The sequence below is a fragment of the Sphingomonas pollutisoli genome, from assembly GCF_029167165.1.
Lineage (GTDB): Bacteria > Pseudomonadota > Alphaproteobacteria > Sphingomonadales > Sphingomonadaceae > Sphingomonas > Sphingomonas pollutisoli.
In genome coordinates this window covers 163,126-176,353 of record NZ_JARFNJ010000008.1, presented here as the reverse complement: position 1 = coordinate 176,353, position 13,228 = coordinate 163,126, and the positions used below count along the sequence as shown (strand labels likewise).

11 protein-coding genes and 1 pseudogene are annotated in these 13,228 nt (G+C 64.6%); 9 read left to right on the top strand and 3 right to left on the bottom strand.

Features of this window, described 5'->3' with window-relative positions; all coding sequences use genetic code 11:
- Positions 1 to 53: 53 nt before the first annotated feature.
- Genes PX554_RS18375 through PX554_RS18365 form a run of 3 tightly spaced genes read right to left on the bottom strand, consistent with a single transcriptional unit; the run spans position 54 to position 2,340 of the window.
- Positions 54 to 719 (bottom strand): HAD-IA family hydrolase, encoded by a 666-nt coding sequence (locus PX554_RS18375; protein WP_275503949.1) that lies wholly within the window; start codon positions 717 to 719, stop codon positions 54 to 56.
- Positions 716 to 1,663: a 4-hydroxy-tetrahydrodipicolinate synthase gene (dapA, locus tag PX554_RS18370; protein ID WP_275503948.1), complete on the bottom strand. Its 948-nt coding sequence runs from the start codon at positions 1,661 to 1,663 to the stop codon at positions 716 to 718. Before dapA ends, PX554_RS18375 begins: the two co-directional genes overlap by 4 nt.
- 26 nt (positions 1,664 to 1,689) lie before the next feature.
- Positions 1,690 to 2,340 carry a 2-dehydro-3-deoxy-6-phosphogalactonate aldolase gene (locus tag PX554_RS18365; RefSeq protein WP_275503947.1) on the bottom strand — a complete coding sequence of 217 codons (651 nt, stop codon included), beginning with the start codon at positions 2,338 to 2,340 and terminating at the stop codon, positions 1,690 to 1,692.
- A 411-nt stretch (positions 2,341 to 2,751) separates the two neighbouring features.
- Between PX554_RS18365 and cyoA the strand changes: the two genes are divergently transcribed.
- The 9 genes and pseudogenes from cyoA to PX554_RS18320 all read left to right on the top strand — a co-directional run bounded on the left by cyoA (position 2,752) and on the right by PX554_RS18320 (position 13,138).
- A complete protein-coding gene (gene cyoA / locus PX554_RS18360) occupies positions 2,752 to 3,678 on the top strand; it encodes a ubiquinol oxidase subunit II (protein WP_242443570.1) in 927 nt (308 codons plus the stop codon).
- Between the two features lie 5 nt (positions 3,679 to 3,683).
- Complete coding sequence (gene cyoB, locus PX554_RS18355) at positions 3,684 to 5,654, top strand: cytochrome o ubiquinol oxidase subunit I (RefSeq protein WP_100239854.1); 1,971 nt, start codon at positions 3,684 to 3,686, stop codon at positions 5,652 to 5,654.
- A gap of 8 nt (positions 5,655 to 5,662) precedes the next feature.
- The gene (gene cyoC / locus PX554_RS18350; protein ID WP_420833464.1) at positions 5,663 to 6,277 is read left to right on the top strand and encodes a cytochrome o ubiquinol oxidase subunit III; all 615 of its coding nucleotides are present in this window, start codon (positions 5,663 to 5,665) and stop codon (positions 6,275 to 6,277) included.
- Positions 6,277 to 6,648, top strand: coding sequence for a cytochrome o ubiquinol oxidase subunit IV (gene cyoD, locus PX554_RS18345; RefSeq protein WP_100239635.1), 372 nt, complete (start codon positions 6,277 to 6,279; stop codon positions 6,646 to 6,648). Before cyoC ends, cyoD begins: the two co-directional genes overlap by 1 nt.
- 104 nt (positions 6,649 to 6,752) lie before the next feature.
- Positions 6,753 to 8,030: pseudogene (locus tag PX554_RS18340) on the top strand (malic enzyme-like NAD(P)-binding protein); the annotation flags it as partial.
- Positions 8,031 to 8,081: 51 nt separating this feature from the next.
- Positions 8,082 to 9,248: a phosphoserine transaminase gene (locus PX554_RS18335; RefSeq protein WP_275503946.1), complete on the top strand. Its 1,167-nt coding sequence runs from the start codon at positions 8,082 to 8,084 to the stop codon at positions 9,246 to 9,248.
- A complete protein-coding gene (locus PX554_RS18330; protein WP_100239638.1) occupies positions 9,248 to 10,444 on the top strand; it encodes an aspartate aminotransferase family protein in 1,197 nt (398 codons plus the stop codon). The genes PX554_RS18335 and PX554_RS18330 overlap by 1 nt, the downstream gene beginning before the upstream one ends.
- An 11-nt stretch (positions 10,445 to 10,455) precedes the next feature.
- A complete protein-coding gene (locus tag PX554_RS18325; protein WP_275503945.1) occupies positions 10,456 to 11,661 on the top strand; it encodes an amino acid aminotransferase in 1,206 nt (401 codons plus the stop codon).
- An 85-nt stretch (positions 11,662 to 11,746) separates the two neighbouring features.
- Positions 11,747 to 13,138 (top strand): aminotransferase-like domain-containing protein, encoded by a 1,392-nt coding sequence (locus PX554_RS18320; protein WP_275503944.1) that lies wholly within the window; start codon positions 11,747 to 11,749, stop codon positions 13,136 to 13,138.
- The last annotated feature ends 90 nt before the right edge of the window (positions 13,139 to 13,228 follow it).

The window sequence follows — 13,228 nt, the reverse complement described above, 5'->3', positions numbered from 1 at the left end:
AGGCAGCCAGCCTCAGAGCGCGGCGAGCGCATCGGGAAGCTCCGCGAAGGACGTCAGCACCTGGCCCGGATCGGCGCCCGCCGGTACGATCGCCCCTCGTCCAGGTGCATCAGGAGGCAGGGAACTCTTGCGGCGCGCGCCGTGGTCAGATCGACCACGGTGTCGCCGACGAACGCGGCCGGACCAACACCCGTCCGCCGGATGGCTTCGAGCAGTGGTGCCGGGTCCGGCTTTCGGACATCCAGCGTGTCTCCGCAGACAACCGAAGGAAAGCGGCCCTTCCAGCCCATGGCGTCCAGGAACGGACGGGTGAGATAGTCGAGCTTGTTGGTGCAGATCGCGAGCTGAACGCCATCAGCCTCTAGTGCTGAAAGCGCCTCCTCGACGCCTGGCCATGGTCGGCTACGATCCGCCAAATGGGCTTCATATTGGCCGACGAAGCGCGCAAACCCCTCCGTGAAGATCGGTTCGGTAACCCCGCCCGTGGCGGTGAGCGCGCGTTTCACCAGCTCATGAACGCTATCGCCGAGCATCGATCGCACCTGCGCGACATCGAGCGTTGGCCGGGAAAGCGCCTTCAGCATGACATCGACCGCGTCCGCGATGTCGGGCACCGCATCCGCGAGTGTTCCGTCCAGGTCGAACACGACCGTCCGGACCCGGAACCTATGGACTCCGCTACCTGCGCTTGCCTGTGCGTGACGACGGGCGCCGGTCATATCGCGTAATCCAGCGCTTCCTCGCGCAAACCCTCGATGGCCGCGCGCAACGCCTCTTCCACGATCACCTGGCCCGCCGGGGTGAGCGGCGTGAGCGGCAAGCGATGATGCGGAGCGAGACGGCCCAGCTGCCCCAGGGCCCATTTGACCGGAATGGGATTGGACTCGATGAACAGTGCCTTGTTCAATGGCGCGATCGCGCTGCTGATCCAGCGGGCCGTCAGCGCGTCGTCGGCGCGCGCCGCGGCGCACAGCCTGCGCATCGCCGCGGGAAGGACATTGGCGGTGACCGAGATGTTGCCGCGCGCGCCATGGAGCATCAGCGCGGCGGCTGTCTCGTCATCGCCGCTGAAGACCGCGAAGCGCGCCGGCAGCCGCCGGAGCAGCCCGATCCCGCGTCCAATATCGCCCGTCGCGTCCTTGAGGCCGACGATGTTGGGGATTTCGGCGAGCCGCATCACCGTGTCGTCGGCTAGGTCCGTGATCGTGCGGCCCGGCACATTGTAGATGATCAGCGGCAGGTCGACGGCTTCTGCAATAGCGCGAAAATGGGCGTACAGCCCATCCTGGGTCGGCTTGTTGTAATAGGGCACGACCGAAAGCGCGGCGACGACACCCGCCTCCCGCGCCGCCTCGGTCAACTCGATCGCGGCAGCGGTCGCGTTGGAGCCGGCGCCGGCGATGATCGGAATCCGGCCCGCCGCGTGATCGACGGCTGCGCGGATGACGTTCTTGTGCTCGCCCATCGTCATGGTCGCGGCCTCGCCGGTCGATCCCATGATCACCAGGGCATCGGTCCGCTCCTCGACATGCCAGTCGATCAGCGAGCGCAGCGATGTCCAGTCGAGACTGCCATCCGCATGGAGCGGCGTGACAAGAGCGGGAATACTACCCGAGGGCAGAACCCGACGCGCATCGAAGCGGCTGCCGCCAATCGCGGCCACGATCTCGCTTCCTGCCATCGCCGCGCCTATGCCGCCTGCGTGGCGTGCCAGGCCGCGACATAGGCCTGGGCGCGCGCACGCACCTCTTCCACAGTGCGGCCCGGAGCATAGAGCCGGCCACCAGTACCAAAGCCGCTCGCGCCTGCCTCGACATAGTCGGCCATGGTCTCGGGCACGATCCCGCCCGTCGGGAAGAGCGGAATATGCTTGGCGAAGACGGCGCGCCACGCCTTGAGCGCGGCGGGCGGGATCGCCTCAGCGGGGAAGACCTTGAGACCGACGGCGCCGGCCGCCATCGCTGCGAAACCCTCGGTCGGGGTCGCGACGCCGGGGACGCAGGGCAAATCCGCCCAATACGCGGCGCGCACGACGTCCAGGTCGGCATGCGGCATCACGATGAGGCGTCCGCCGGCATCCTGGACCTTCTTCACGTCGACCGGATCCATCACGGTCCCGGCACCGATCAGCGCCTTGTCTCCAAACCGCTTCGAGAGGCGCCGGATGCTTTCATAAGGGTCGGGAGAGTTGAGCGGCACCTCGATCAGTTTGAATCCCGCCTCGACCAGTACTTCTCCCACGCCTTCGACCTCATCCGGCGTGATCCAGCGGAGCACGGCGATCAACGGCGTGCTCGCGAGCGCGGCGTTGAAAATGGCCTTGGGGGTCAGATCGGTCATGAGGTTTCCCTTCAATGTATGGTCGCGGGCGACCTTAATGTATGGCCTTCGACGACTTGTATGGATGCGATCCCGATGGGGTTCCGCTTCGTGCAGGGTCTTGCGATTCTCGCCTTGCGGTTGGAATTTTCATCCGTAGTGCGCAGAACGGTCATCGAAAACTACATTAAGTAGGGCTTGATACAAGCCATATAGTATGGCTATGGTGCATACATAAGAGGCGCACTCGTCTTTGTCGAGTCGGAACCGTCGTCATTGCCAAGCAAAACGGCTCCCGCGCCTTGGGACGAGAAGCGTGATCGAAAGGAACGCAGCGTTGACGGTTGGGACTGTTATGCCCGACGCCGGGCCTCGAGCTCGGCAAATGGGCCGTATGCCGGATGGCGGTGCTCCCGTTGGGGAGCGCCGATCATGAGACGGCTCTTGTCATCAGCGCGCGCCCTCGTGCCGCTTGCCGCCCTGCTCCTTGCGGGCTGTGACGACTATGCGCTGCTCTTCCCGAAGGGCGATGTCGGCGTCCAGGAGCGCAGCCTCATCCTGATCGCGCTTGGGATCATGCTGGCGGTGGTGATCCCGGTGATCATCCTCACCCTGGTGTTCGCCTGGCGCTACCGCGCGACCAACACCAAGGCGAACTATCAGCCGAAGTGGTCGCACTCGAACGGGATCGAGTTCGTCATCTGGACGATCCCCTGCCTGATCGTGCTCTTTCTCGCGGTGATGATCTGGGAGACCACCCACAAGCTCGATCCCTATCAGCCGCTCGACTCGAAGGTACCGCCTGTGCGGGTCGAAGTCGTCGCGCTGAACTGGAAGTGGCTCTTCATCTACCCGGATTATGGCATTGCCACGGTGAATGAGCTTCCGATCCCGGCCGGCACCCCGATCAACTTCAAGCTCACCGCTGATTCGATCATGAACAGCTTCTTCATCCCGCACCTGGGCAGCCAAGTCTACGCGATGGGAGGCATGCAGACCCAGCTCCACCTGATCGCGGATCATCCCGGCACCTATCCCGGACGTTCCTCGGCCTATAGCGGCTCCGGCTTCTCGGACATGCACTTCCAGGCTGTCGCGACCGATCGCGCGACCTTCGATGCTTGGGTCCGCAAGGTGCAGCGGTCGCAGCGGGTTCTCGACAAGGCGAGCTACACCGAACTGGCCAAGCCGAGCATCAAGAATGCGCCCACCACCTACGCCCGCGTCGATCCGGAGCTCTTCGACGACATCGTCAACCAATATATGCCTGCGATGACGCATCCCGCCCACGGCATGGCCAAGATGGCCATGGTCGAAGGCCCGATGCGCGGCCCGCAGCGCGCCAAGACTGCGGAGTAATGACCATGCTCGGAAAACTGAGCCTGGACGCGATCCCCCTGCATGAGCCCATCATCATGGGCACGGGTATCGTCGTCGCACTGGGGGGCCTTGTGGTCCTCGCCCTTCTCACCCGCTATCGCTGCTGGGGCTATCTCTGGAAGGAATGGATCACCTCGGTCGACCATAAGAAGGTCGGCGTGATGTATTTCATCCTGGGGCTGGTGATGCTGCTGCGCGGGTTCGCCGACGCGATCATGATGCGCCTCCAGCAGGCGGTGGCCGCCGGCGGCGCGGAAGGCTATCTGCCGCCGCATCATTACGACCAGATCTTCACCGCGCACGGCGTGATCATGATCTTCTTCGTGGCGACGCCCTTTATCCTCGGATTGATGAACGTCGTCGTCCCACTGCAGCTCGGCGCGCGCGACGTCGCCTTCCCCTTCGTCAACTCGCTCGGCTTCTGGCTGTCGGCGATGGGCGCGGTGCTTGTCATGATCTCGATGTGGGTGGGCGATTTCGCCGCCACCGGCTGGGTTGCCTATCCGCCGCTCTCCGAGCTCGGATATAGTCCGACCGTCGGCGTGGATTATTATATCTGGTCCCTCCAGATATCAGGGTTGGGAACGACTCTGGCCGGCGTCAATTTCATCGCGACCATCTTCAAGATGCGCGCGCCGGGCATGAACCTGATGAAGATGCCGGTCTTCTGCTGGACCGCGCTCATCACCAACATCCTGATCGTCGCCATTTTCCCGGTGCTGACCGCCACGCTCGCGATGCTCGCGGCCGACCGCTACCTCGGGATGCATTTCTTCACCAACGAGCTTGGTGGAAATGCGATGATGTACATCAACCTGATCTGGATTTGGGGCCACCCGGAAGTCTATGTCCTGATCCTGCCTTGCTTCGGCGTCTATTCCGAAGTCATCGCCGCCTTCTCGGGTAAGCCGCTGTTCGGCTACAAGTCGATGGTCTACGCGACCTCGTCGATCGGCGTGCTCAGCTTCCTGGTGTGGCTGCACCATTTCTTCACCATGGGATCGGGCGCCAACGTCAACGCCTTTTTCGGCATCATGACGACAATCATCTCGATTCCGACCGGCGTGAAGCTCTTCAACTGGCTCTTCACCATGTATCGCGGTCGCATCCGTTTCCACTCGGCGACGCTGTGGACGATCGGCTTCATGATCACCTTCGCTGTCGGCGGAATGACCGGCGTGCTGCTGGCGGTGCCAGGCGCGGACTTCGTGCTGCACAACTCGCTGTTCCTGGTGGCCCACTTCCACAACGTCATCATCGGCGGCGTGGTCTATGGGTGCCTGGCCGGCATGGCCTTCTGGTTCCCCAAGGTGTTCGGCTTCACGCTGAACGAGTTCTGGGGGAAGGTCAGCTTCTGGCTCTGGCTGGTCGGCTACTGGCTCGCCTTCACGCCGCTCTATGTCCTGGGCTTCATGGGCATGACCCGGCGCATGAACCACTATGACATGCCCGAGTGGCAGCCTTGGCTGCAGGTCGCGCTGGTCGGCGCGGTCATCATCGGCCTTGGTATCCTGGCGATCCTGATCCAGCTCTATGTCAGCATCCGCGACCGCGAGCTGAACCGCGACCTGACCGGGGATCCCTGGGACGCGCGCAGCCTGGAATGGTCGCGCCCGTCGCCGGTGCCCTTCTACAATTTCGCGCACATTCCGGAGATCACGTCGCTCGAACAGCATTGGGAGAACAAGGAAAAGGGTCGCGTGGAAGTGCGCCGCTACGAGGACATCCACATGCCGAAGAACACGGCGGCGGGCTTCATAATCTCGGTCTGGGGGTTCATCCTATGCTTCGCGCTCGTCTGGCACATGTGGGCGATCGCCGGGTTGAGCCTGCTCGCGACCATCGTGACTTTCATCCTGCGCACCTATGACCGTGACACCGATTATTGGGTGCCCGCGGACGAGGTCGCCCGCATCGAAGGCGCCTGGCACGCCTCGATGAAGGAGGCCGCATAACCATGAACATGCACTCACCCGCCGTCTCCGGCGGCCATCACCCGCACGGCCACGACCACGGACATGACAGCGGATCCACGACCGTTCTCGGTTTCTGGATCTACCTGATGAGCGACTGCCTCATCTTTTGCAGCCTGTTCGCGACGTTCGGCGTGCTGGCGGAAAGTTATGCCGGCGGCCCCACCGGCCGCGAGCTGTTCGACCTGCCCTATGTCGCGGCCGAGACCGTGTTGCTGCTGATCAGCAGCTTCACCTTCGGCATGGCGATGCTGAACCTGCACGCGGCGCGCACCCGCAAGGTGATCCGCTGGCTGGCGATCACCTTCCTGTTCGGCGCCGCCTTCATCGCGATGGAGGTGAATGAGTTCGCGCACCTTATCGCCGAGGGCGCGGGGCCGGGGCGCAGCGCGTTCCTGTCCGCCTATTTCACGCTTGTAGGCACGCACGGCCTGCACGTCACCTCGGGCCTGATCTGGCTTGCCGTGATGATCGACCAGACAAGGCGTTTCGGGCTCGACGCGGTGGTTCGCCGCCGCCTCGCCTGCCTCAGCCTGTTCTGGCACTTCCTCGACCTGATCTGGATCTGCGTGTTCACCTTCGTCTACCTGCACGGAGTTCTCTGATGTCCGTCTCCCCCACGCGCGCCGCGCATCGTGAGGCGTCTCACGGAACCCTCGCTTCCTACACGATCGGCTTTATCGTCTGTCTGGTCCTGACCGGACTGTCGTTCGGGGCGGTGATGAGCGGCATGGTCCCGCACGACCGCATCCTGCCGGCGATCGTCGTGCTGGCGGTCGTGCAGCTGATCGTCCAGCTCGTGCTCTTCCTGCATCTCGGCTCCGCGCCGGAGCAGCGCAACAACACGGTGATCTTCGTCCTCACAGGCATGCTGATCGCGATCATCGTCGCAGGATCCTTGTGGGTGATGCACAACGCCAACACCAACATGATGCCGATGCAGATGAGCGTGGAAAGGGCCCGCGCGAAGGACTGACGCTCGAAAGATCAACGTCCATCGGGGCGGATGGACCTACCCTTGAGAACAATCGAAGCCCGCGATGCGGCCACGGGCCGCATCGCCCAAGGAGGTGGATTTCCATGCCCCAGACTGTGACCAATGCCCTCGCCGCGTCGCCGAGCGAGGATACCCTTTCCGAACGGCTATTGTCGGGCGCGCTCGACTATCACCGCTATCCGCGGCCCGGTAAGCTCCAGATCCAGCCGACCAAGCCGCTCGTCGGGCTCGACGATCTCTCGTTCGCCTATTCCCCCGGTGTCGCCGCGGCGTGCATGGCGATCCATGCGGACGAATCCGAGGCGGTGCAGCTCACCGGACGCAGCAATCTGGTCGCGGTCATCTCGAATGGCAGCGCCGTTCTTGGTCTCGGCGACATCGGCCCCCTCGCCTCGAAGCCGGTGATGGAAGGCAAGGCCGTCCTGTTCAAGAGGTTCGCCGATATCGATGCGTTCGACCTCGAGATCTCGTCGCGCAGCGTCGAGGAGATCGTCACGGTCATCGCCGCGCTCGAGCCGACATTCGGCGGCATCAACCTCGAGGACATCAAGGCGCCGGAATGCTTCGAGATCGAGAGGCGATTGCGCGATCGGATGGGGATTCCCGTCTTCCATGACGACCAGCATGGCACTGCGATCATCGTATCAGCGGCGGTCCTGAATGCGCTGCGCCGCGCCGGCAAGACTATCGCACAGGCCAGGATCGTCACTTCGGGCGCCGGTGCGGCAGCGCTTGCCTGCCTGGATCTGCTGATTGCGCTTGGCGCGCGCCGCGAGAACATCACCGTCACCGACCTTATGGGCGTCGTCCATTCCGGGCGCACCGGGCTCATGGATCCCTGGAAGCGTGCCCATGCGCGCGACACGGATCTGCGCACGCTGGCCGAGGCGATCGACGGGGCCGACATCTTTCTCGGCTTGTCGGCGGCCGGCGTCCTCAAGGCCGACATGGTCGCGCGGATGGCCCGCGACCCGCTGATCATGGCGCTCGCCAATCCGATCCCCGAGATCATGCCCGGACTCGTGCAGCAGGTGCGCGGCGATGCGATGATCTGCACTGGCCGGTCCGACTTCCCCAACCAGGTCAACAATGTCCTGTGCTTCCCGCACATCTTCCGGGGGGCGCTCGATTGCGGCGCGACCGAGATCACCAAGGGGATGGAGCTGGCCGCCGTTCACGCGCTGGCCGCGCTGGCCAGCGAAGGGGTTGAAACCGCGCATACGCCGCTCATTCCATCCCCGTTCGATCCACGCCTTGCAATTGGCATTGCGCCGGCTGTGGCCGGCGCCGCGGCCGCGAGCGGCGTCGCCACGCGGCCGATCGCCGATCTCGCAGCCTATGCCGAAGCCCTCGCGCGTCGCCTCCGCGACGCTGTGCCCCTCGCCTCCTGATCTTGCCTGGAGATATTGCCCATGAACGCCACCGCTCCGGCTGTACGCCCCGCAACTCCCAATTTCTCGTCCGGTCCCTGCGCGAAGCGCCCCGGCTGGACGCTCGCCGCGCTCGAAGGCGCCCTGACCGGGCGTTCGCATCGCTCGAAGCCCGGCCAGGCCAAGCTGCGTGAGGCGATCGAGCTGACGCGGGCCGTGCTCGGCATCCCGGACACCCACCGGATTGCGATCACGCCGGCGTCCGACACCGGCGCGGTCGAAATGGCGATGTGGAGCTTGCTCGGCCCGCGCGGCGTCGACGTAGCCGCCTGGGAGAGCTTCGGCCAGGATTGGATCACCGATGCCACCAATCAGCTGAAACTGGCCGACTGCCGGACGTTCACGGCACCCTATGGCGAACTCCCCGACCTCGGCCACTGGGATCCGGATCGCGACCTCGTCTTCACCTGGAACGGGACCACCTCGGGCGTGCGGGTGCCAAACGGTGACTGGATCCCCGACGATCGCGGCGGGCTCACGATCTGCGACGCGACGTCGGCGGCGTTCGCGATGGAGCTGCCCTGGGAAAAGCTCGATGTGACGACCTGGTCGTGGCAGAAAATCCTCGGCGGCGAAGGTGCGCATGGCATCATCGTCATGAGTCCGCGAGCCATCGAGCGCCTCGAAAGCTACACGCCGGCATGGCCGATGCCGAAGCTGTTCCGCATGAAGTCGGGCGGCAAGGTCAATGAAGCCTTCTTCCAGGGGAGCACGATCAACACCCCGTCCCTGCTCGCGGTCGAGGACGCGATCGACGGCCTGCGCTGGGCGCAGGCGATCGGTGGGCTCCCCGAGCTGATCCGGCGCTGCGAGGCGAATGCCGCGTGCGTCGCGGAATGGGTGGCACGCAACCCCTGGTGCGGGTTCCTGGTCGAGCGTCTCGAAATTCGCTCGCCGAGCTCCATCTGCCTCAAGATCGTCGAACCGGCGCTAGCCGCCGATGCCGCGCTCCAGGCCAGGACAGCGTCGGCGATCGTGGCGTTCCTCGACAAGGAGGGCGTCGCATACGACATCGGCGCCTATCGCACGGCGCCGCCGGGGTTCCGCTTCTGGGCTGGCGCGACCGTCGAGACCGCCGATCTCGCCATCGCCCTCGAGTGGCTTTCCTTCGCCTATGCGCGCGTCACCATCGGAGAGGAGGTCGCCTGATGGACGGACACGACTTCCTCTATCCTTGCTTCTCGCGGGCCGATCTCGCGTTCGAGCGCGGCGACGGTGCCTGGCTCTTCACCGCCGATGGTCAGCGCTATCTCGATTGCGCCACCGGCATCGCGGTCACCGGGTTGGGCCACTCGCATCGCCGCTTGGTCGACGTGGTCACGCGCCAGGCCGCGAAGCTCTGGCACGTCTCGAACGCGTACCGGATTCCCCAGCAGGAACAGCTCGCCGAGAAGCTGTGCGCCGCCACCTTCGCGGATCGCGTGTTCTTCAACAATTCGGGCGCCGAGGCGGTCGAGACCGCGATCAAGACAGCGCGGCGCTATCACCATGTGAACGGACGCCCGGAGCGGTGGCGGCTCGTGACCTTCGAAGGAGCCTTCCACGGACGCACGCTGGCCACCGTAGCGGCTGGTGGTCAGGCAAAATATCTCGAGGGCTTCGGCGCACCCGTCGACGGCTTTGATCAGGTTCCCTTCGGCGATCTCGACGCACTTGCCGCGGCTTGTGGGCCGGAGACGGCCGGCGTCCTGATCGAGCCGGTCCAGGGCGAGAGCGGCGTCCGCACGCTTGCCGAGGGTGCACTCGCCCGCATTCGAGCTCTCTGCGACCGCCATGGCCTGTTGCTGGTTCTCGACGAGGTGCAGACGGGAATCGGCCGGACAGGTCATCTGTTCGCCTACCAGGCATCCGGGGTCACGCCGGATATCCTCGCCAGCGCCAAGGGCCTGGGCAATGGGTTCCCGGTGGCGGCATGTCTCGCCACGGAAGCGGCGGCGGCCGGCATGACACCGGGTACGCATGGCAGCACCTTCGGCGGAAATCCGCTGGCCATGGCGGTGGCCAGTGAGGTGCTCGACATCATGCTGGAACCGGGTTTCATCGAGACTGTGCGCCGGACCGGAGAGCAACTGCGCATCAAACTCGACGACTTGGCCGCAAGCTATCCTGAGCTTTTCGAATGTGCACGCGGCGAGGGATTGCTCCTTGGCCTCAAGTGCAGGCGTCCGGTCCGTGAGGTCATGATGGCCGTTCGCGATCAGGGCGTGCTCAGCGTCGTCGCCGGCGACGATGTCCTGCGCATCCTGCCCCCGCTCACCCTGTCGATACCCGATGCGAAGGAGCTGGTCGTCCGATTGCACGCGGCCGCGCTCGCCCTGTCCAACCCTGCCGACATTGCCGCGTAAGAAGGTTCAAGATGTCACAACCGTTGCTCGCGGCGTTGCAGCCGCCTCCAGCCGACCCCATTCTCGCGCTCGGCAGCCTGTTCGCCGCAGACACCCGGCCCAACAAGCTCGACCTGGGCATCGGGGTCTACAAGGACGAGGCAGGCGAGACGCCCATCATGCTGAGCGTAAAGCAGGCCGAGCGCCAGTTGCTGGCAAGCAGGACGACCAAGCGGTATGTCGGTGCGCGCGGCGACCGGCAATTTGCCGCCGCCATGCTCGATGTGACGTTCGGCGCCGCGACGGAAGCGAGCAGGATCGCTTCGCTGCAGGCGCCCGGCGGGACGGGGGCGCTGCGGATCCTGGCACAGCTCCTTGCCGAGGCGAGGCCGAAGGCGACCGTATGGTTGCCCAGCCCGACCTGGCTGAACCATCAGGCTATCTTCGCGGCCGTTGGTTTGAAGACGGCTTACTACCCCTATTACGATACCGAGCAGTCGACCGTACGGTTCGACTCTCTCTGTGACCGGCTGGGGAGCGCGACGCCCGGCGACGTGGTTCTCCTGCACGGATGCTGCCACAATCCAAGCGGTGCCGACTTGGACGAGGCCCAGTGGCGGACGCTCGCGACGCTCTTTCTCGAGCGCGATCTGATCCCGTTCGTCGATATCGCCTATCAGGGGTTTGGACGCGGGCTGGACGAAGATGCCCGAGGGCTCCGTATCCTGGCGGCGCGCCTGCCGGAGTTGCTTGCCGCATCGTCCTGCTCGAAGAATTTCGGGCTGTACTCGGAGCGTGTGGGCTGTGCGCTGGTGCTGGCGCGGAACCCTCGTGAGGCGGAGATCGCGGCCGCACGCATGACGGTTCATGCCCGCACCATCTACTCGATGCCCCCCGACCATGGTGCGGCGATCGTCCGCACCATCCTCGAGGACGTCGACCTGTTGACCAACTGGCATGACGAGCTGACGTCGATCCGCGAGGATATGAACGAGAAGCGGGCACGTCTCGCGGAAGCGTTTCTTCAGGCCTCCGGCAGCGACGAGTTCGCCTATCTCGCTCACGGCTTTGGGATGTTCTCACTATTGAAACTGTCGCGAGCGCAGATCGAGGAGGCCCGTGCAGCATTTGGAATCTATATCGTCGAGGACGGTCGGATCAATGTGGCGGGTCTTCCGGTGGCGAGGATCGACGCTTTCGTCGAGTCCATCCTCACCATCCGCAAATCGCCGCACTGAGTGGGCTGCATCTTGCACGCACATGTTCATCGGCTCCGCCTGCCCGCCGCGCCGCGCGCATCCTTTCCAATCGGTGTCGCCTAAGATGAGCCTGTGGCGCCCAAGAATCGCCGAGAACGCCCGGATGAAATATCTGGGCATTGTGGAAGCCCTGGAGGCAGATGTCCGCTCGGGCCGGATACGGGTCGGCGATCGGCTGCCGCCGCAACGGATGATCGCCGATGCGCTCGGCGTCGACCTCACGACGGTCACGCGCGCATTCAACGAAGCACGGCGCCGCGGTTTGGTAGATGCGCGGGCGGGCCGTGGCACCTTTGTACGAGGTGCGGATACGAGGGACTGGCAGCCCGGCCGGCTCGCTGGCGCCCCGTTGGTCGATCTCAGCATGAACGTGCCGCCCCAGCCGTCTGCGGTCGACCTGCAGAAGGAAATCACGGCCGGGATCGGCCATGTTCTCGCCGGCCCCCGCAGCTTGGCGCATCTTCAATATCAGACCAGCACCGGAGGTGTGCGGGATCGGCTTGCCGCAGCCGCTTGGCTCGCCCCGCGCCTTGGCGCAGTCTCGCCTGATCGGCTTCTCGTCGTCAGCGGCGCGCAAAGTGCGCTCTATGCCATCTGCGAAACGCTGCTACGCGCGGGAAATGTCATTGCCACCGGCATGGTCACCTATCCAGGGTTGAAATCGGTGATCGGACAGAAGGGCCTCGTAACGGCCCCTGTCGCTATGGATACGGGCGGGATCGTTCCCGAGGCCTTCGAGGAAGTTTGCCGAGCCCGGGCGCCGGTGGTCCTCTATGTCGTACCCTCGATCGACAGCCCGACCACCGCAACGTTGTCGGAGGAGCGGCGGCAGCGGATCGCGGACATCGCCCGCAAGCATAAGATCGCCATCATCGAGGACGACCCTTATGCGCCTCTGCGGAAGCTAACGCTTCCCGCATTTGCGAGGCTCGCGAGCGACATCACATGGCATGTCGCCACGCTCTCGAAATGCGCGACGCCGTCGCTCAGGATCGCCCATGTCGTCGCACCTAGCGAGATGGACGCCCAACGGCTGGCGCGGGCAATCCGGACCACGACACTGATGGCTTCCCCGCTGCTCGCGGCGCTCGCCACCCGTTGGATCCGGGAAGGCACCCTGACTGAAATCGTGGCCGCCATAAGGACCGAGAATGCGGAACGGCAACACATGGCGGCGGCGATCATCGGCGAGGAGAATTTCGCAGCCGACCCCGATGGGCACCATCTATGGCTGCATATGCCGTCTCATTGGCGCGCTGCCGCGTTCGCTGACCATGCCGAGCGCAGCGGCGTCGCCGTCGTACCAGGATCGACCTTCTCAGTGACGCCGGATCCGGTCGAAGCCGTGCGGGTCTCGCTTGGTACGGCGCCGGACCGCGACGTACTCAAGGACGGCTTGTCCCTTTTGGCTGGGCTGATGGCCCAGCCCTCGTTGACGACAAAGGCGATCGTCTAACGTTCTCGAGACGAGTTCATCGGGACTTCTTAATCGTGGGGCAATTCACGACCTGGTAGCCCGAAATGGATGCAAGAGCGGAGCAGGGTA